Source organism: Grimontia sedimenti (genome assembly GCF_011045095.1).
In the GTDB taxonomy this organism is placed as follows: Bacteria; Pseudomonadota; Gammaproteobacteria; order Enterobacterales; family Vibrionaceae; genus Enterovibrio; species Enterovibrio sedimenti.
Genome location: NZ_JAALDL010000012.1, coordinates 102857 through 122250, shown reverse-complemented (window position 1 = coordinate 122250; position 19394 = coordinate 102857). Strand labels below are relative to the sequence as shown.

14 protein-coding genes and 1 pseudogene are annotated in these 19394 nt (G+C 50.1%); 13 read left to right on the top strand and 2 right to left on the bottom strand.

Annotated features, from left to right (window positions below; genetic code table 11):
• The first annotated feature begins 35 nt into the window (after positions 1-35).
• The 5 genes from thiB (at position 36) to G5S52_RS15940 (ending at position 5998) form a co-directional block, all read left to right on the top strand.
• On the top strand, positions 36-1007 hold the full coding sequence (gene thiB, locus G5S52_RS15960; protein WP_438590725.1) for a thiamine ABC transporter substrate binding subunit: 972 nt from the start codon (positions 36-38) through the stop codon (positions 1005-1007).
• Between the two features lie 4 nt (positions 1008-1011).
• Positions 1012-2613 (top strand): thiamine/thiamine pyrophosphate ABC transporter permease, encoded by a 1602-nt coding sequence (gene thiP, locus G5S52_RS15955; protein ID WP_165015766.1) that lies wholly within the window; start codon positions 1012-1014, stop codon positions 2611-2613.
• Positions 2597-3286: a thiamine ABC transporter ATP-binding protein gene (gene thiQ, locus G5S52_RS15950; RefSeq protein WP_165015763.1), complete on the top strand. Its 690-nt coding sequence runs from the start codon at positions 2597-2599 to the stop codon at positions 3284-3286. Before thiP ends, thiQ begins: the two co-directional genes overlap by 17 nt.
• Positions 3287-3379: 93 nt before the next feature.
• The gene (locus G5S52_RS15945; RefSeq protein ID WP_165015760.1) at positions 3380-4381 is read left to right on the top strand and encodes a GGDEF domain-containing protein; all 1002 of its coding nucleotides are present in this window, start codon (positions 3380-3382) and stop codon (positions 4379-4381) included.
• 177 nt (positions 4382-4558) lie between these two features.
• Positions 4559-5998, top strand: a complete 1440-nt coding sequence (locus G5S52_RS15940) for a transporter substrate-binding domain-containing diguanylate cyclase (RefSeq protein ID WP_165015757.1) — start codon at positions 4559-4561, stop codon at positions 5996-5998.
• A 49-nt stretch (positions 5999-6047) separates the two neighbouring features.
• On the opposite strand, the gene G5S52_RS15935 is transcribed toward G5S52_RS15940, so the two are convergent.
• Entirely contained in the window at positions 6048-7421 is a 1374-nt protein-coding gene (locus G5S52_RS15935) for a PhoH family protein (RefSeq protein WP_165015754.1), read from the bottom strand.
• Positions 7422-7778: 357 nt separating this feature from the next.
• On the opposite strand from G5S52_RS15935, the gene rapA reads away from it, so the two are divergent.
• From rapA to G5S52_RS15920, 3 genes are all read left to right on the top strand, one after another.
• The gene (gene rapA / locus G5S52_RS15930; RefSeq protein WP_165015751.1) at positions 7779-10697 is read left to right on the top strand and encodes an RNA polymerase-associated protein RapA; all 2919 of its coding nucleotides are present in this window, start codon (positions 7779-7781) and stop codon (positions 10695-10697) included.
• A 127-nt stretch (positions 10698-10824) separates the two neighbouring features.
• Positions 10825-11547 (top strand): bifunctional tRNA pseudouridine(32) synthase/23S rRNA pseudouridine(746) synthase RluA, encoded by a 723-nt coding sequence (rluA, locus tag G5S52_RS15925; RefSeq protein ID WP_165015748.1) that lies wholly within the window; start codon positions 10825-10827, stop codon positions 11545-11547.
• Positions 11548-11589: 42 nt separating this feature from the next.
• Positions 11590-12543 carry a D-2-hydroxyacid dehydrogenase gene (locus G5S52_RS15920; protein WP_165015745.1) on the top strand — a complete coding sequence of 318 codons (954 nt, stop codon included), beginning with the start codon at positions 11590-11592 and terminating at the stop codon, positions 12541-12543.
• 4 nt (positions 12544-12547) lie between these two features.
• Here the strand turns inward: G5S52_RS15920 and djlA are convergent.
• Positions 12548-13374, bottom strand: a pseudogene (gene djlA, locus G5S52_RS15915) (co-chaperone DjlA).
• Positions 13375-13535: 161 nt separating this feature from the next.
• On the opposite strand from djlA, the gene lptD reads away from it, so the two are divergent.
• Genes lptD through apaG form a run of 5 tightly spaced genes read left to right on the top strand, consistent with a single transcriptional unit; the run spans position 13536 to position 19391 of the window.
• Complete coding sequence (lptD, locus tag G5S52_RS15910; RefSeq protein ID WP_165015742.1) at positions 13536-15887, top strand: LPS assembly protein LptD; 2352 nt, start codon at positions 13536-13538, stop codon at positions 15885-15887.
• Positions 15888-15909: 22 nt separating this feature from the next.
• Positions 15910-17208, top strand: coding sequence for a peptidylprolyl isomerase SurA (gene surA, locus G5S52_RS15905; RefSeq protein ID WP_165015739.1), 1299 nt, complete (start codon positions 15910-15912; stop codon positions 17206-17208).
• A complete protein-coding gene (gene pdxA, locus G5S52_RS15900; protein ID WP_165015736.1) occupies positions 17195-18190 on the top strand; it encodes a 4-hydroxythreonine-4-phosphate dehydrogenase PdxA in 996 nt (331 codons plus the stop codon). The genes surA and pdxA overlap by 14 nt, the downstream gene beginning before the upstream one ends.
• A complete protein-coding gene (gene rsmA / locus G5S52_RS15895; protein WP_002536467.1) occupies positions 18187-18996 on the top strand; it encodes a 16S rRNA (adenine(1518)-N(6)/adenine(1519)-N(6))-dimethyltransferase RsmA in 810 nt (269 codons plus the stop codon). Before pdxA ends, rsmA begins: the two co-directional genes overlap by 4 nt.
• A 20-nt stretch (positions 18997-19016) precedes the next feature.
• On the top strand, positions 19017-19391 hold the full coding sequence (apaG, locus tag G5S52_RS15890; RefSeq protein ID WP_002536469.1) for a Co2+/Mg2+ efflux facilitator ApaG/CorD: 375 nt from the start codon (positions 19017-19019) through the stop codon (positions 19389-19391).
• Positions 19392-19394 lie beyond the last annotated feature (3 nt).

Genomic DNA, 19394 nt, shown 5'->3' with positions numbered 1-19394 from the left:
GTGAGGCACTGATGAAATATTCTATTTCTGCTCTGATGTTGGCAATGACCATGGCTGGTCCTGCGCTGGCACACTCTACTGATACCCTGACGGTATACACTTACGACTCTTTTGCCGCTGACTGGGGTCCGGGCCCAGCGGTTAAAAAAGCCTTCGAAGCAGAATGCCACTGCACCCTGAACCTCGTGGCTCTGGAAGATGGCGTAACCATCCTTAATCGCCTGCGTCTAGAGGGAAAAAACAGCAAAGCTGACGTCATTCTGGGCTTAGATACCAACCTAATGACTGAAGCTGAAAAGACCGGCCTGCTGGCAAAGCACAGTGTGGACACCAAATCTGTGACTCTACCAAATGGTTGGAACAACGAAACCTTCGTTCCTTATGACTACGGCTACTTCGCGTTTGTTTACGATAAAACCAAACTGGAAAACCCGCCGAAGAGTTTGAAAGAGCTGGTTGAGAAGCGTGATGACATCTCTGTCATCTATCAGGATCCTCGCACTTCAACACCTGGCCAAGGCCTGATGCTGTGGATGAAATCCGTCTACGGCGATGATGTTACGGGTGCCTGGCAGCAACTGGCAGAGAAAACCGTTACCGTCACCAAAGGCTGGTCTGAAGCTTACAGCATGTTCCTGAATGGCGAATCAGACATGGTACTGTCTTACACCACATCTCCTGCTTATCACTTGATTGCGGAAGAAAACCCTAACTTCAGCAGCGCTGCCTTTGAAGAAGGCCACTACATGCAAGTAGAAGTGGCAGCCAAAGTGAAAAGTTCAGAAAGACAGGAACTGGCCGATCAGTTTATGCAATTCATCCTGAGTGACGGCTTCCAAAATGCGGTACCAACTGGTCAATGGATGTACCCAGTCACTGGCGTTGAACTGCCAAAAGGCTTCGAAACACTCTCTGTTCCAGAGAATAGCCTGCAGTTCGCACCTGAGAAAGTGGCTGACAACCGCCGCACCTGGATTCGTGAATGGCAATCGGCCCTGGTAAAATAATTACGTGTTGAACCCTTCCAGAACCTGGCCCGGCATCCTGTCGGCGTCAATCATCACGGTGCTGATTAGCGCCGCTTTGTTTTCTTTGCTCAGTCAGGCACCGTCTCTGGATATTGCCTCCCTCTGGCACGACCCATATTTGCAGCATGTGACGGAATTCAGCATCAAACAGGCTTTGCTCTCAACACTGCTGTCTGTCGGTTTAGCCATTCCTGTTGCCCATGCGCTCTCGCGTCGACATTTTCCTGGCAAGCGCTTATTACTGAAATTATTTTCCATGACGCTGGTCCTGCCTGTGCTGGTTGGCGTGTTCGGTATTCTGGCGATTTACGGAAAAAGAGGATTACTGTCAGATTGGCTTCCTTTGCTTGGCATAAACTGGGACGTCAACATCTATGGCCTTTCTGGCATTTTGCTGGCACACGTTTTCTTTAATATGCCATTTGCCACTCAGCTTCTGTTCCAGGTGTTAGAACGGGTTCCAACTGATCAACAAAGACTTGCGCTACAACTCGGAATGCGCGGATGGCATCGCTTCCGCCTATTGGAATGGCCTTACCTTCGGCAGCAATTGCCACATGTGATTGGTTTGGTCTTTATGCTCTGCTTTACGAGCTTTGCGACTGTAATGGCTCTGGGTGGAGGTCCAGGCGCAACAACCATTGAGCTTGCTATCTATCAGGCTATCCGCTTTGATTTTGATTTGCAGACAGGTGCGCTGCTGGCACTCTGGCAATTGCTGCTTTGTGGCCTTTTCCACCTCGCCATCCAGCGACTGACGCGTCCTGTTTCCCAACAAGGAAAGGACAGCCATATTGTGCTTCCACCAAGACTCGACAGCACTGCTGAGAAAATCTGGGACATCGCATGGATTGTCCTCGCGGTACTTTTTGTCATTCCTCCCCTTCTGATGGTGGCCCTTAGTGGTATCAACCCCAGCGCGCTGAATGTACTAACAAGCGCAGCGCTTTGGCAGGCGACTGCCAACTCCCTATCATTGGCAGCAGGAGCTGCGTTTAGCGCTTTTGTACTTGGCAGTGCCATTGTGCTCACTAGCCGCTTTTGGCGTTTATGTGGCGCAAGCCGGCGTGCAGATAGCATTGAGATGACCGCTTCATTGATCCTGGTGGTACCCAGCGTGGTCCTCAGCACGGGTCTATTTCTGATGCTGCGCGAGCACATCGATGTGTTTAGTTCACCTTATTGGCTGGTTCTCGCAGTCAATACATTGATGGCGTTGCCTTATGTGGTGAAAACTTTAAGCACACCCGCTTTCCAACTTTCGCAGCAATATCAGAACCTGTGCAATAGCCTCGGTGTAAAAGGAATCAACCGCCTCAAGCTCATTGAATGGCGTGCTCTAAAGGCACCGATTGCCCGTGCTGTCGGTATCAGTTTTGTGCTTTCAACTGGCGATCTTGGTGCGATTGCTTTGGTCGGCAGTCAAGATTTCCAAACCCTGCCTTTGTACCTGTTCCACCTAATGGGGAGCTATCAAATGGATGCGGCTGCTGCGGCATCGCTAATTCTGTTTGCACTCAGCCTCGGCAGTTACGCCCTCATCGAAAAAGTTATTTCAGGAAAACGTTATGCTGCGCGTCAGTGAGCTCAATTATCAATACCAGTCTGAAACGCTAAGTTTCTCTTTTGAAGCAGCGCCTGGCAGCATCACCGCCATTTTAGGTCCCAGCGGTGCAGGAAAAAGTACTCTGCTCTCTTTGCTGTGCGGGCTTTTGCCGCCTCAAGGAGGCTCGGTGAGCTTTAATGATGACAACTTCACACAAAAGCCATCGCATGATCGCCCCCTCTCTATTCTTTTCCAGGAACACAATTTGTTCAGTCACCTGAGTGCGTTTGACAATATTGCGTTGGGTATCAGTCCCAAACTCTCTCTGAGCGCTGAAGACAAAGCTCGTGTTGAGGAAGCCGCCACCAAGGTAGGATTAGAAGGTTACCTAAACCGTCAGCCTGGTGAACTGTCTGGTGGCCAGAAACAGCGGGTGGCGTTGGCAAGGTGTCTCGTCCGTAACCGCCCTCTGCTTTTGCTTGATGAGCCATTTTCGGCGCTGGATCCTTCCCTTCGACGGGATATGCTTTTGGAAGTTCAGCAACTTGCCAAAACAACAGGAACCACCATTTTGATGGTGACCCATCATCCAGAAGATGCCATCACCATCGCCGATAAAGTGTTGTTTATTGATGGCGGAAAAGTGGTTTATCACGCTGACATTGAAGAACTTAGCGCGCCACCAGAAGTCATAAAATCTTATCTTTCATAATCTTAGTTGATGTGCCGTGGTGAAATATTGCGCATCAACTAACCGCATCTATACTTATTTTTAAGACACTCAACCCATAAGAGAGATGCGATTGTGACTGTTACCAGTATCGATGTACTGGACTCGGTGGTCGATATTACAGCCCAGACAGAGTCCGATACCATTTCCGAAAGCCTTATTACGACTGTTTTGCAGCTAACACCGGCTAACCAGGTATTGGTGTTGGACTACAATGCGGAAGCAAGCCCGGAGTTCATGGTTGTCGCGTGTTCAGACATCTTCTTGTTCGAAGAAGAGAAAGACGCCATCGAGCGGGTACTTCGCAACTGCGTGATCATTGGCGAGAACGTGGTGGAATACAGTAAGGATGATAATCAATCCTTGCTAGCCGTCCCCATCCGTTACGGTGAAAACAATGACATCCACGCAGTCGTGTTCTGCAAAGCCGACGAGCTCAAAGGCGATGAAGTACAACTCATTGAAGGACTCGCGAAGATATACGAGAACTACCAGAAGATCATTTCAGCCAGCGAACGTGACGGCCTGACAGGTCTCTACAACCGCAAAGTATTGACGACCAAAATCGATCTCTTGCTCGATCGCTTTTTGATTCAGGGCACTAGCATTACTGATGACCCTACCCATCATCACTGGGTGTGTATTTTCGATGTTGACCACTTCAAGCAAATCAACGATGCACTTGGTCACGTATTTGGCGACGAAGTGCTACTGCTTATCACTGCGATGATGAAGCAGTCATTCGACGAGGAAGATATTCTGTTCCGCTATGGTGGTGATGAATTTGTAGTGATTATGCATCCACAGCCTCGTGAACAGATGGAAGCCACGGTGAGAAACTTTCTGGAGACCGTCAACAAACGCGATTATGGCCAAGCCAAGGAAGTGTCAATTTCTATGGGAGCTGCGGCCATCAGTGATCAGGAGCTGAATGCTATTACTGTATTGGGTTTCGCTGACCAAGCACTCTATAAAGCGAAGCAAAATGGTCGAAACCAAGTCGCCTTCTACGAAGATTTAATCGCCGCTGGTGAGCTGCAAGAGCTTGTGCCCGAGGATGATGTCGAACTGTTTTAACCATCACACTGTTCAATAAGCCGCCACATAAGGCGGCTTTTCTTTTTGGGATGCAAGTTCAATTTTCACATCATATTAACGATTGACAGAAATCTGATTAATCGTTTCACACAACGCAAAGGGTTGCGTATAATCCCGTCAGATAATCTAGACAGGTTGATGTACCCGAGTTCTCTTATGCCCAGTATTCGCCAGCTCACCGCACTTTTGCTGACGTCAGTACTCTTTTCGTTTTCGCCATTCTCATTTGCTGAAACCAAAAAGCTGATCATTACTGGCTCTTCGACCTGGCAACCCTTCTCATTCATCAACCGCTTTGGTCAACCCGACGGAATCATGGTGGATTTTTGGCGCCTCTATGGCAAAGCCAACAATGTTGATGTCACCTTTGAACTCAAGCCCTGGAGTGAATCACTGGAGTACGCCCGTTCGACACCGAACGTGATACATGGTGGATTAGGTTATACTGGCGATCGCGCTAAAACTCTGGCTTTTTCCCGCGAACTTCCGCTAAATCACTATAATGTTCACCTATTTGCGCAAAAAGATCGCTCATTTGAAGGGCTTGATTCGCTCGACTCCGCCATCGTCGGCACCGTCAAAGACAGCACTAAACACGCTTTTCTGATTTCCCGAATTCCAGAAAAAAACATCCGCCTTTTCCCGACATTTGGCTCGTTGAATGACGCCGCCTACCGTGGCGAAGTCGATGTATTTATTGATGACTACAGCACTGCGCTATACGACATGCGCCATACCGGCAACAGCGGCCAATTCACATCACGCCAGAAACTCTATTCTTTCCCGATGCATTTCGCTGTCAGTAAGGATTCCAAATCAACCATCGCAAAGGTCGAGCGAGGGTTGAACAACATTGACCCGTCTGACTTGCAGGCCATCTATGATAAGTGGCTACCTCAGAACAAACTTCACCTGGCACTACCTTGGCTAAACAAAACCGCGCAATACCTTATCTTTCTCGGTTCTATGGTGCTGTTGACTGTCGGTTTGTTTCTGTACCACCGTCTACTCAAGCACCGCACCGAAGAGCTTAAGTCTGCGGTAAAAGCGCTGAAAGATTCAAAGCAAAAACTGGAAACTGCAACCCAAAATGATCCACTGACTGGCACCAAGACCCGTCATCAATTTTTCACGGCGTTGAGTGATAAGCGATTTTCTCCATCACCTTACGTGGTCGCCGTGTTAGATATTGATCACCTCAAGCAAATCAATGAAAGCTATGGGCAAGATGTCGGTGACATGGCGATTAAACATCTGGCTACTCAGCTTAGGCTTCAGCTTTCTAGCCAAACACTGTGCGCTCGTTTGGGCGGGGGAGAATTTGCGGTCCTGTTTGATTTAAGTGACAGCAGTCAGGCACAACGCAAGCTGCAACAATTGCAGAAAACGCTTCAGCTCAGCCTGCTTTACATCGACCAGCAAGTGGTACCCGTAAAATTCAGTTCCGGGATTGCCTGCTATCCCTATGATGGTGAAAGTGGTGAAAAGTTAGTTCGTATCGCCTCAACCCGTATGCGCGCCAATAAGCAGTCACAGAACAGCTTCACGGCGGGCAACAATGACGACGATTTATTTACGGAACATCGCTGGGCATAGCCCCAAAAAAAAAGCTGCCAAAGGGCAGCCTTTTTCAATTCGGTTCCGGTTAGAGGTTTTCTTCAGCAAACTCTGCGAGACGGCTGCGCACCACACCATTGAGGTAAACACAGGCACTGCCTTCAAAGTTCTTAAATCTTTCCACAATGTACGTCAGCCCTGATGTCACAGGGGTCAGATATGGACTGTCTATTTGCGCCAGGTTACCGGAGCAAACGATTTTCGTTCCTTCACCACAACGGGTGATGATGGTCTTCAACTGTGATGCGGTGAGGTTTTGACACTCATCCAAAATCACAAAGGCATTCTGGATGGAGCGGCCACGCATAAAGTTGATAGATTTAAACTGGATATTGGCTTTATCCATGATGTAACGCATCGAGCCATCTGCACACTCATCATTTTTGTGCAGCGCTTCCAACGTATCGGTCACTGCACCTAACCAGGGCAGCATTTTCTCTTCTTCGGTGCCAGGAAGGAAACCGATAGACTCAGCAATTTCCGGCGTGTTTCGGGTCACGATGATCTTGTCATACATGCCTTTTTCGACCACCTGCTCAAGAGCAGCTGCCATGGCGAGGATGGTTTTACCACAACCCGCAGGGCCAGTCAGGATCACCAGATCCACATTCGGGTCGAGCAATGCATCCATTGCCATTCCCTGATAGATATTTTTCGGGCGTACTCCCCAGGCTTCGCGGTGCATCAAACGTTCACGGCTGATGTCCTTAACGGTCATTTCCGTGTCAGTTAACCCCACCACACGTCCCGCGAAATCGTCACCTTCGTCCAGCAGATACTGGTTCACGAAGGTCGTATCGGCGAGTTCACGCGGCAAAGTGTGTAAGGTAGTGCGGCCGCTGTTTTCCGTTTCCACCTGACCGACTTTGTCCCAGAAGCCGCCTTCAAAGACCTGGAAGCCTTTGGTCAGCAGGCTGACATCATCAATCAGCTGGTCGGTACGGTAGTCTTCAACAAACAGTACGCCAGCCCCTTTCGCACGCAGGCGCATATTGATGTCTTTGGTGACCAGTACCACGGTTCTTGGCGAGCGTTTAGCCTGCAGGTGCAGCACCGCATTAAGAATACGGTTGTCTCCCGCTTTGTCGGCAAACGCCTGAACGGTTTCCTTAATCTCGTAGTCTGCAAAAATGGAGACGGTCCCCGTGCTGCCTTCTTTGCCGACAATAATGCCTTCGGCAATCTGGTCTGGGGTGGCGTCTTTAAAGATATCTTCGAGGGCGCGAATCGCGACACGTGCGTCACGGGAGACGTCCCGCTTGCTGTCTTTGATCCGGTCGAGCTCTTCGAGGACGGTCATGGGAATGACCACGTCATGTTCTTGAAAGGAATAGATGGCGAAAGGTTCATGAAGCAGGATGTTGGTGTCCAGCACAAAGAATTTCCGATCGGCATCGCCCATAGGCACCTCCTTGGTTGCATAGGCTTGTGGGAGCCCCACGAGTTTCCCCTGATCCCGCAAGCAAACCGCGTGCCACGGTAATCGGGTAAATACAGCCACTACGCTAAAAAGTCTGTGTCTGCATAATCTTAATCGTAAGACATATTTCAGTGTTTACCCGTCGACTACGCCACATTTTCACGAATTTGTTACTTGTTTGTTACGACCGCCAAATTTCCAACATTCGCCGTGACCCTGCTCACAAGTTCGAGTACCATTGGCAACCTTTTTCTCCGTGCGCATCATGGCCTACACTGTAGTTCGCATGAGGCACGTCATCTCCAATTTGTGTCAGCTTTAACCAGAGGTTTCTCCCCTATGTCTTACGCCCTCGGACAACGTTGGATCAGCGATACCGAAAGTGACCTGGGTCTGGGTACCGTTGTTGCGCTTGATGCGCGTACTGTGACCTTGATGTTCCCAGCCAGTGAAGAAAATCGACTCTACGCCAATAACGACGCGCCCATCACGCGCGTAATGTTTAACGTAGGCGATACCATTGAAAGTCATGAAGGCTGGTTTCTGACCGTTGAACGTGTTGAAGAGGAAGGCGGCGTGCTGACCTATGTGGGTACACGCACCGACACGGGCGAAGAAAACACTCTGCTCCGCGAGATTTTCCTGAGTCACCAAATCCGTTTTAACCGCCCGCAGGACAAGCTGTTTGCCGGTCAAATCGATCGTATGGACCGATTTGCACTGCGCTACCGCGCTCTGAAGAACCAGTACGAACAGCACAAGAGTCCGATGCGCGGCCTGTGTGGTATGCGCGCAGGTTTGATCCCTCACCAGCTTTTCATTGCCCATGAAGTGGGTCGCCGTCACGCGCCACGCGTATTGCTGGCTGACGAAGTAGGTCTGGGTAAAACCATTGAAGCTGGCATGATCATCCACCAGCAGGTGCTGTCTGGCCGTGCGTCCCGCGTTTTGGTGGTTGTGCCGGAAACCCTCCAACACCAGTGGCTGGTTGAGATGCTTCGTCGCTTCAATTTGCACTTCTCCATTTTCGACGAAGAGCGCTGCATCGAAGCGTTTGCGGATGCGGATAACCCGTTTGATACCGCACAGCTGGTTCTGTGTTCACTGGACTTCCTGCGTAAAAGCCGTAAACGTGCTGAGCAAGCCGCCGAAGGCGAATGGGATCTGCTGGTCGTCGACGAGGCGCACCACCTTGAGTGGAGCGAAGAAAAAGCCAGCCGCGAGTATCAGGTGATTGAAGGCATCGCTGAAAACACCCCAGGCGTGTTACTGCTGACGGCAACCCCAGAACAGCTTGGTCACGAGAGTCATTTTGCCCGTCTGCGTCTTCTCGACCCAGACCGTTTCTATGACTACCAGGCGTTTGTGGAAGAAGAAACCCAATATGCCCCGGTTGCAGACGCAGTGAGCCAGTTATTGTCTGAAGACAAGCTAAGCAATGAAGCGAAAAACAGCATTACCGAACTTCTTTCCGAGCAGGATGTTGAGCCGCTACTGCGTATTGTCGAAGCAGGTGATGTCGACGACGACCAACGCCGTGACGCTCGTAACGAGCTGATAGATAACCTGATGGACCGCCACGGTACAGGCCGCGTGCTGTTCCGTAATACCCGAGCGGCGATTCAGGGCTTCCCGCAACGCCATTTGAACCTGTACCCGTTAGCGTTGCCAAGCCAGTACCAGACCTCGATGCGTGTTGCCGCCATGATGGGCGGTAGCAGCCAGTCTATCGAGCAAAAAGCGGTTCAATGGCTGTACCCTGAAGATATTTACCAGCAATTTGAAGGTGAAAACGCCTCCTGGTGGGGCTTCGACCCACGTATTGACTGGCTGCTGGATTTACTCAAATCCAACCGTCAGGAAAAAGTGCTGGTGATCTGTTCACGCGCACAGACTGCATTGTCGCTGGAGCAAGCACTTCGCGAACGTGAAGGTATCCGCGGTACTGTTTTCCACGAAGGCATGTCGATTCTGGAACGCGATAAAGCAGCCGCTTACTTCGCACAGGATGAAGCTGGTGCACAAGTGCTGATCTGTTCTGAAATCGGCTCAGAAGGCCGGAACTTCCAGTTTGCTAACCAATTGGTGATGTTCGACTTACCGATGAACCCTGACCTATTGGAGCAACGTATCGGTCGTCTGGACCGTATCGGCCAGAAGCGTGACATCGAAATTCACGTCCCATTCATGGAAGGCACGTCGCAGGCACTGCTGGCGCGCTGGTACAACGAAGGCCTCAATGCCTTTGAAGAAACCTGTCCGACGGGCCGCGCTGTCTTTGAACACGTTCAGGAAGATTTGCTGCAACTGCTGGCGAAAGGCAGTCTGGATGAATCTCTGGATACGCTGGTTGAAACCAGCGCCGAGATGCACCATAGGCTGAAAGCAGAGCTTGAAAAAGGCCGAGACCGTCTGCTGGAGATGCACTCCAATGGCGGAGACAGTGCCAAGGCGCTGGCAGAAACCATCGCCTCCCATGACGGCGACACCAATCTGGTGACCTTCGCGTTAGGCCTGTTTGATACCGTTGGTCTGAATCAGGACGACAAAGGCGAGAATGCCATTGTCGTGACGCCTTCAGAGCACATGTTGGTATCGAGCTACCCTGGCCTGCCAAGCGAAGGCTGTACCATCACCTTTGACCGTGAAACTGCGCTGTCCCGTGAAGACCTGCACTTTATCAGTTGGGAACACCCAATGATCCAAGGCGGTATTGATCTGCTGCTTTCTGAAGATGTGGGCACCACTGCGGTTTCCCTTCTGAAAAACAAGGCGCTACCAGTCGGTACTCTGTTCCTTGAGTTGCTGTACGTCGCAGATGCACAGGCACCAAAGAGCTCAGGCATTCACCAGTTCCTCCCAGCGACCCCAATCCGTGTGCTTCTGGATGCAAAAGGCAACGATCTGGCGACACAGGTTGAGTTCGAAGGCTTCCACCGACAACTGAGCCCGGTGAACCGCCATCTGGCAAGTAAGCTGGTTTCTTCTGTTCAAACCCAAATTCATGGTTTGATCGAAATGGGCGACCCGCTGGCTGACAAACAACTGGCCGTGGTCAAAGAAGCCGCAGAAGCCGAGATGACAGCCAAGCTTCGTGCCGAGCTGGATCGCCTTCAGGCACTGAAAGCCGTGAACCCGAACATCCGTGACGATGAGCTGGAAGCGATTGAAACCCAAATGGGTGAGCTTCGCAGCTACATCAATCAGGCACAGGTAAATCTGGATGCACTGCGTGTGATCGTGGTCAGCCATCAGTAATCTGAGCTAGCCCAAAGGCAAGGCACTGCTTCGGCGGTGCCTTTCTTTTACCGGACTTCTCTTTCCTCAGCAGCATGCTAAACTGCCGCCCGTCTAAACTTCGAGCAGTTCCTTTTCGAGTAAAGCCATGAGCGACTTTATCTATAACCCGCCAACGGATCCTTGGTTGGATGTTATCTATCAGGATGACGACATCATTGCCATCAATAAACCGAGTGGTCTTCTGACTAACCCGGGACGTGACCCTGCGCATTACGACAGTGCATGGTCACGTATCAAGGCGGAATATCCTGACGCTGAACTGGTTCACCGACTCGATATGTCGACCTCTGGCCTGATTGTGTTTGCCAAACATAAAGAGGCAGAACGTCACCTGAAAGCCCAATTCCGTGAGCGTGTGACCCACAAGCTCTATTACGCACGCGTGTGGGGTAGTGTTGAGAAGGATGAGGGCCGCATCGACCTGCCATTGATCTGTGACTGGCCAAACCGTCCTAAGCAAATGGTGTGTTTCGAAAACGGAAAGCCGTCAGTAACAGACTACGAAGTGATTAAGCGGGAGAAGAAAACCTCGCTGGTGCGCCTTCTGCCAATCACAGGCCGCTCCCACCAGCTTCGTGTGCACATGCTGGCGCTAGAACACCCGATTGTCGGCGACGAGTTTTATGCTCATCCACAGGCACTGAAATACTCACCGAGACTGCAACTTCACGCTGGTGAACTTTGCTTCCTGCATCCAGGTTCGGGAGAGCCTATGCATTTGTCTGCGCCATGCGATTTTTACAGTGGTGCGCCGGGTGACACGCTGGTACGACGAGGCATCAAAGCTGACCCGGAACTGTTGAAGTAATCAACAGTTCGGCTTTACACTGGCGGAAAAAGGAAGCCCGCCATGGAAAAGATTGTCTTTCTGGATAGCACCACTATCCCCTCTCATATCCGTATTCCCTCGCCCTCTTTTCCTCACCAATGGGAAAGCTTCGAAGAAACATCACCCGAAGAAGTATTAGATAGACTCAAAGACGCCACCATTGTTGTCACCAACAAGGTTATCCTCAGCGGCGAGTTACTGGCGCAACTCCCATCGCTCAAGCTGATTGCCGTGGCCGCGACAGGCTATAACAATGTCGATGTCAGCTGGTGCAAAGCCAACAACCTTCCTGTTTGTAATATCCGTGGTTATGCCACCCGCTCCGTGCCAGAACATGTCATCGCGCTCGCTTTTGCCCTGAGAAGAAACCTCAATGCCTACCACAGGGACATTGAGCTGGGTGTTTGGAAAGAGAGGAACCAATTTTGCTTCTTCACTCATCCTATCGGTGATATTGCAGGCGCAACGCTAGGGGTCATAGGATCAGGCAGTTTAGGACAGGCAGTAGCGATACTCGCTAAAGCCGTCGGCATGAAGGTGATTCGATCAGAGAGAAAAGGCGCAACATCCGTCCGCGAAGGGTATGCTTCATTCGAGGATGTGCTGGAACAGGCCGATATCCTGACTCTGCATTGTCCGTTCAGCGATGCGACCCGAAATCTAATTGGCGCTGAAGAACTTGCTCAAATGAAGTCTACGTCGATTTTGATCAACACAGGTCGCGGTGGCTTGGTGGATGAAATGGCTTTGGTTGAAGCACTTAAGAAAGGTGAAATTGCTGGGGCAGGTGTGGATGTATTTACTGAAGAGCCCGCTACAACCAGCAACCCATTGTTGGCGCATGCAGGTATGCCGAACTTAATCCTGACCCCTCACGTCGCTTGGGGCAGCGATTCCAGCATCCAGACACTGGCTAATCAACTTACCGACAACCTGAATGCCTTTATCGACGGTAAACCACAGAATCTCGTGTAAGGGCTTATTTAAAGCCCTTTTCTTTTTTGATCAGATCGTACGCTGCCTGAATTTCCTGCGCTTTTTGTTTTGCCATCTCCATCATCTCGGGTGGTAGACCTTTCGCCGCCAGCTTATCCGGATGGTGCTCATTCATCAGCTTTCTATGAGCACGTTTAACCGTCTGGGCGTTGGCATCTTCATCAACACCCAAAATTTGTAGGCGTCAGCGATATTGGGCCCGCCAAAACCTTGTTGCCACTGTTGTTGACCTTGATGCTGGCCACCCTGTTGTTGATAAAACTGGTAAGCGGCTTCCTGCATCGCCAAGCGTCGCTCTAGTTGCTGGCGGGAAAAACCTAGAGTGCTCGCAATGGTGTAAAGCACCTGACGCTCGCTGGGGTGCATGGAACCATCGGCATACGCGGCCTGAATTTGCACCTCGAGGAAGAACTGGAGCAGGTCAAACCGGCCACCACAGTTACGACGAACCGACGCTAATGTGTCTTCCAATGGAAATGTTGCGTCTTTACCTTCACGGAATGCATCTTGTGCTTGCCGTCTGGCTTCACCATGCAGACCCATACGATCCATAAGCTCTGTCGCAAGACGGATTTCATTTTGTGTCACCTGCCCTTTGGCTTTGGCAACATGTCCCATGACTGCAAAAGTGGCATGAAAGTAAGCCTGTTGACGCGCTTGCTGGTTCTGCCCCTGAAAACCACCGCCCAAGGAAACGTTTTGTCTTGCCTTATCGAACTTATGCCCCAAAAACAGACCTAACAATAATCCGAAAGGACCACCGAGCAGGAAGCCAAAAAATGCCCCCAGCACTTTTCCCCAAATCGCCATGCATTATTCTCTATTTGACTAATTTATCTCGATTCCGCCAGCAAGCAGGTGCCGTGAGAGATGATTTGCATTATCATAACCCCCATTTTTCAGCAAAAAATTGCCAGGACGCAGCGCAAGAGTATACCAGTGCTGTATGCCAACAACAGGATTGAGTTTTAATGTCACTGACTGCCAGAAGTTTTTTATCCACGATGATTTGCCTTGCCCTTTGTGGACAAGCCATGGCGGAAGAGAGCCAAGTTACTCAGGGCAGCACAGAACCGCTGGTGATCCCGACTGAAAAATGCCTTGCACCGGAATACCGCTGTCGCCCCAATACAGGCAACACAGATGATATCAACAATTTACCGGTGAGAATTGAGGCAGACAGTGCTGAAGCCAAAGCCAACGAAAAAGCCATTTACCGTGGTGACGTCGTGGTGACTCAGGGTAATCGCACTGTTAAAGCCGACACAGCGACGCTGCGACAGCCGGAAAATATCGTTACGGCAGAAGGAAATGTTTACTTCCATGACGGCCAGATCGCTATTTCGGGCGAATCTTTACAGACAAATTTAGATAATGAAGACACCACTCTGAACGATGCCCAGTACAAAATGATGTGTACCCCGGGCCGCGGCGAAGCCAAGCGCGTATTTAAAAACGGCACCACCTTCTACGAGTTGGAAGATGGCACTTACACCACCTGTCCTGATGATGACAAAAGCTGGCGTTTCAGTGCCGGTAAGTTGGAAAAGGAAGATGGTGACATTTTTGCTGACCTCTACCACGCCCGCTTTGAAGTGTTAGATACCCCGATTTTCTATCTACCTTACCTTCGCGTGCCGGTTGAAGATGGCAGACTGACAGGTTTCCTTTATCCTTCCATCAGTTGGAACGATACCGATGGTTTAGAGCTGGAGACGCCATTCTACTGGAACATTCATCCACAAGCAGACATGCGAATTACCCCAAGGTATATGTCTAACCGTGGCTTGTTTATGACCATGGAGCCCCGCTACCTAACAGAGATGGGCTCAGGTAGCATGGTACTCGAATATATGGGGGAAGATAAACTCTACCCAGAATTTGATAAGAGCTGGGGCTTTAACTGGAGTCATTCCGGAATCCAAAAACACTGGCTGTATGATATTGATTACAGTAAGGTCAGCGACTTCAGTTACTTTAACCGCCACACCGATTCGCGCGTGGGTAACCGCGAAGACAACACCTTACTTCAAACCGGAGAAGTGTCCTACCGTGATTTGAACTGGGACTCGACACTAAGCATCCGAAACTTCCAGCCATTGAGCCCAAATACGTCGGTTTATCGCCTGCTGCCTCAACTGGCTATGAATTATTATCGTCCAGATGCTGGCTATGGATTCGATTTTTACATGCCGGCACAGATCAGTAAATTTGCCACTGATGATACCAGTAAGCCTGATGCACTGCGCTTTAACATCGAACCGACCATTGTTCTGCCTTACAACCTGCCATGGCTCAATGCTACCGCTGAAGGTAAGGTCTTTTACACCTATTATGACCAATCAAACATTGACGGAGTAACCGGTTTCAACGGTGAAGAGCTTGAGGAGACCGTTTCAAGGGTGGTACCGATGACAAGACTACATGCCGTCGTGACACTGGAACGTAACGGTGCATTCTTCGATACCCCGTATACGCAAACTCTGGAACCACAAGTTCAATATCTGTATATCAAAGACGTTGACCAATCTGGCATTTACAACCCGGTCAACTACTCAGGTGGTGGCTACGATACTGCGCGCCTACAAACGGATTACTATGGCCTGTTTAGGGCTAACCAATACAGCAGCGTCGACTATATCAATCCAGCCAACCAATTTACCGTTGGTGCTGCGACCCGCTTCTTTGACGATGGCTACAAAGAGCGATTTAATGTGGCATTTGGTCAAATTTACTACCTCGACCGCTTTGGTACTCAGGAAGATACGTCCATTAACTACTCTGCATGGGCAATAGAGAGTGAGTTGAACCTTAACGATTACTTCTTCGTTCGAGGCTCTCTCGAATACGATAGCAACCTAAGCGATGTACAATTTGGTAATGCCACCGTCGAGTATCGTGACGGAGGGTTCTTTGCACAGACCAGCTACCGATATGTTGCTAAAGATTACATTGCCAGCTCCGTAGGGTTCAGCAATCTGGATCAAATCACTGAAGATGGTATTTCACAGGTAGGTCTTGTAACAGGCTTCCCGATTGCAGACGGTGTAACTGTCCGTGGTCAATACTTCCACGACCTGACTCAGGATCTCATGTTGGAAAATCAACTGGGGATTACCTACCGCTCCGATTGTTGGGTGATAGGCCTGAGTTACAACGAATATCTGTTGGCGCGCAGCAATATCAATGATCCGACGCGATACGATAACAACATCAGTTTGTCATTCAGTCTGCTTGGTCTTGGTGCGAACGCAGGCTTTGGCTACAGCACAGCCAGCGGCAACGCCTTGGGTTACCGCAATCCGTTTGGCCTTAAGAACTAATTTTGAGATTTTGGAAACGCAAATGAATAAATGGACGAAAGCTTTACTGGCCACGGCAATCTCAGCCAGTTCGTTAACGGTGTCGGCTTCCCCGGCAGAATTAGATCGCGTTATCACTGTTGTGAATGAAGGAGTTATCCTTTCAAGTGATGTCGAATCTCTAAAAAAGACAGTGGCTCTGAACGCAGATACGGCAAACCTGCCACCAGAGGATGTGCTCGAGCAACAAATCCTCGACCAGCTCATCATTGAAGAACTCCAGCTTCAAGAAGCCAAAAGATTAGGTATTCGTATCGACGACACCCGCTTAGAGCAGGCCATTGACTCTATCGCCAAAGACAAGAATGTGTCTGTAAACCAACTACGTGAAGAGTTAAAACGTAGCGGTATCACCTGGTCGTCTTACCGAGACCAAATCCGCCGTGAGATGACCATCAGTGAAGCGCGTAATGCTCAGGTTAGACGCCGTATTAACATTCTTCCTCAGGAAGTGGAGTCACTGGCATCCCAACTCAATGCAAAGAATTTAGAGAACGTTGAATATCGACTCAGTCATATACAACTTCGATTAGATGAAGATGCAGAGAAAGACGAACGTGATGCTGTCGCTGCTAAGGCAAACAAGTTGGTTTCTGAGCTTGAAGCTGGCGCCAATTTCAAAGCTCTAGCGCTTGCAAACTCCAAAGGCCCGAAAGCACTTGATGGCGGTGATTGGGGATGGATGCGCCTTGAAGAGATGCCAACCATCTTTGCAGATCAAATCAAAAGCAATGGCAAAGGTGCTGTCATTGGCCCATTCCGCAGTGGTGTGGGTTATCACATTTTGAAAATTGCTGATGTAAAAGGCCTTCAATCTGTCGCCGTCACTGAAGTGAAAGCCCGTCATATCCTCATTAAGCCTTCTATCGTACTGAGCGATGATGGTGCGAAACGTCAGCTCAACCAAATGATTGCGCAAATCAACAAAGGCGAGAAAACCTTTGATGATTTAGCCAAACAATACAGCGCCGACCCAGGTTCTGCGGTGAAAGGCGGCGACCTTGGCTGGCAAACATCAGAGCTTTATGTGCCTGAATTCAAAGATAAGGTCGACACACTCCCAGAAGGTCAAATCAGCGAACCATTTAAGACCGTTCACGGTTGGCACATTGTCGAAGTGTTAGATCGTCGCCAGGCTGACCGCACCGACGCTGCAATGCAAAACCGTGCTTACCGAATGCTGCTGAACCGTAAGTTTAATGAAGAAGCACAGGCTTGGTTGCAAGAACTTCGTGCTGGTGCTTACGTAGAACAAGTGGGTAACCTTGATGAAGACAGCTAATCCAAAACGCATTGCGATCACCCCGGGAGAACCTGCGGGAATCGGTCCTGATTTGGTTCTCGCGCTGGCGCATGATCATTGGCCCCACGAGCTGGTGGTTTGTGCCAATAAAGCGATGCTGGCAGAGCGCGCCAAGCAGCTCGATATTGATGTCCGCTTTGAAGATTACGACCCGTCAGCCACTCCAAAAGCCCATCAACCGGGCGTACTGGTGGTTTGTGATGAGCCAATTGAGGCTGACGTTGTAGCTGGCGAGCTCAATGAAGCGAATGGCCACTATGTGTTAAACACTCTAACCCGCGCCGCTGAAGGCAATATGCAGGGGGAGTTTGCCGCAGTAGTGACAGGTCCGGTTCACAAAGGTGTGATTAACCGTGCCGGTGTTTCATTCAGCGGCCACACTGAATTTTTCCAGCATCATGCTAACGTTCAACAAGTCGTCATGATGCTGGCGACTGAAGGTCTTCGCGTTGCTTTAGTGACCACACACATTCCTTTGGCTTACGTTTCGAAAGCCATTACCGAAGATCGTCTTTTCCAAGTCATTGGTATTTTGAACGACGACCTCAAATCCAAGTTCGGTATTGCTGAACCCAAGATTTATGTCTGCGGCTTGAATCCCCATGCCGGGGAAGATGGATGCCTGGGCCGCGAGGAAATCGACATCATCGAGCCGGCACTTGAAAAACTTCGCGAACAGGGCATGAATCTGATTGGCCCTCTTCCGGCAGACACACTATTTCAGGACAAGTATCTGAAAGATGCAGATGCCGTATTGGCGATGTATCACGATCAGGGGCTGCCTGTGTTAAAATTCAAAGGATTTGGAAGGTCAGTCAACATTACGCTTGGCCTGCCTTTCATCCGAACGTCAGTAGATCATGGTACCGCATTGGATTTAGCAGGTACCGGAACGGCGGATACTGGAAGCCTGCGGACAGCGCTATCCCACGCCCTCGAATTAGTAGATAAGAAAGCATGAGCGATAAAGTCCACCTTGGTCACCGCGCCCGTAAGCGTTTTGGCCAGAACTTCCTAAACGATCCGTACATCATTGATGGCATCGTTTCCGCGATTAATCCACAGCCAGGCGAAAACTTGGTTGAGATCGGCCCAGGTCTGGGGGCATTAACCGAGCCTGTTGCACGCGAAGTCGACAAACTGAGTGTGGTTGAACTTGACCGCGATCTCGCAGAACGCCTTCGCCATCACCCGGATTTGGCAGATAAACTGACCATCTATGAAGGCGATGCGATGAAGTTCGACTTTACGCAACTGTCCTCTGAAGAGAACCCTCTGCGTATTTTCGGTAACCTGCCGTACAACGTTTCCACGCCATTGATGTTCCACCTATTCAGCTTTGCAGGTAAAGTGAAAGACATGCACTTTATGTTGCAAAAAGAGGTAGTTAACCGTCTGGCTGCGGGTCCAAACAGCAAAGCCTATGGCCGATTGACTGTTATGGCACAATACTACTGCAAAGTCGTACCAGTATTGGAAGTGCCGCCAACAGCGTTTAAACCTGCGCCAAAAGTGGACTCGGCCGTTGTGCGCCTTATTCCACACAAAGAGCTGCCACACCCAACCACTAGCCTTAAATGGTTGGAGCGTGTTTGCCGAGAAGGCTTTAACCAGCGCCGTAAAACCGTGCGTAACTGCTTCAAATCACTGATTGATGCAGAGACCATGGAATCGCTGGGTATCGATCCTTCGGCGCGCCCAGAGAGCCTCACGCTGGCACAGTTTGTTGCACTGGCAAACTGGATGGATGCAAACCATCAACAATAATTTCAGGGAACACTTCAGGGATGATAAACAACAACTTTACGGTTCGTGTGCTGACTCACTATGTGGAAGAGCAATCTGAGCCGGATAAAAAACGTTATGTGTTTTCCTATACGATCACCATTGAAAACAATGGTGATCGTCACGCGCAACTTCTTCGCCGCAAATGGCTGGTCACCGATGCCAATGGCAAAAAACTGGTGATCGAGGGTGAAGGTGTTGTGGGTGAACAGCCCCTAATAGAAGCGGGCGACGAATATACTTACACCAGCGGCACTGTGCTGGAAACCCCAGTGGGAGTGATGCAAGGGTTCTACACCATGATCGATGTCGACGAGAAAGAATTCGACATCGAAGTCTCACCTTTCCGTCTCGCACTTCCCAATATTCTCCACTAGGAA

What these genes read in the sequence shown, in the direction of transcription:
- G5S52_RS15920 (WP_165015745.1), top strand. Translation starts at nt 11,590, where the DNA reads ATGGAAAAGATTGTCTTTCTGGATAGCACCACTATCCCCTCTCATATC.
- G5S52_RS15935 (WP_165015754.1), bottom strand. Translation starts at nt 7,421, where the DNA reads ATGGGCGATGCCGATCGGAAATTCTTTGTGCTGGACACCAACATCCTG.
- rluA (WP_165015748.1), top strand. Translation starts at nt 10,825, where the DNA reads ATGAGCGACTTTATCTATAACCCGCCAACGGATCCTTGGTTGGATGTT.
- thiQ (WP_165015763.1), top strand. Translation starts at nt 2,597, where the DNA reads ATGCTGCGCGTCAGTGAGCTCAATTATCAATACCAGTCTGAAACGCTA.
- thiB (WP_438590725.1), top strand. Translation starts at nt 36, where the DNA reads ATGTTGGCAATGACCATGGCTGGTCCTGCGCTGGCACACTCTACTGAT.
- surA (WP_165015739.1), top strand. Translation starts at nt 15,910, where the DNA reads ATGAATAAATGGACGAAAGCTTTACTGGCCACGGCAATCTCAGCCAGT.
- lptD (WP_165015742.1), top strand. Translation starts at nt 13,536, where the DNA reads ATGTCACTGACTGCCAGAAGTTTTTTATCCACGATGATTTGCCTTGCC.
- pdxA (WP_165015736.1), top strand. Translation starts at nt 17,195, where the DNA reads ATGAAGACAGCTAATCCAAAACGCATTGCGATCACCCCGGGAGAACCT.
- apaG (WP_002536469.1), top strand. Translation starts at nt 19,017, where the DNA reads ATGATAAACAACAACTTTACGGTTCGTGTGCTGACTCACTATGTGGAA.
- rsmA (WP_002536467.1), top strand. Translation starts at nt 18,187, where the DNA reads ATGAGCGATAAAGTCCACCTTGGTCACCGCGCCCGTAAGCGTTTTGGC.
- G5S52_RS15940 (WP_165015757.1), top strand. Translation starts at nt 4,559, where the DNA reads ATGCCCAGTATTCGCCAGCTCACCGCACTTTTGCTGACGTCAGTACTC.
- rapA (WP_165015751.1), top strand. Translation starts at nt 7,779, where the DNA reads ATGTCTTACGCCCTCGGACAACGTTGGATCAGCGATACCGAAAGTGAC.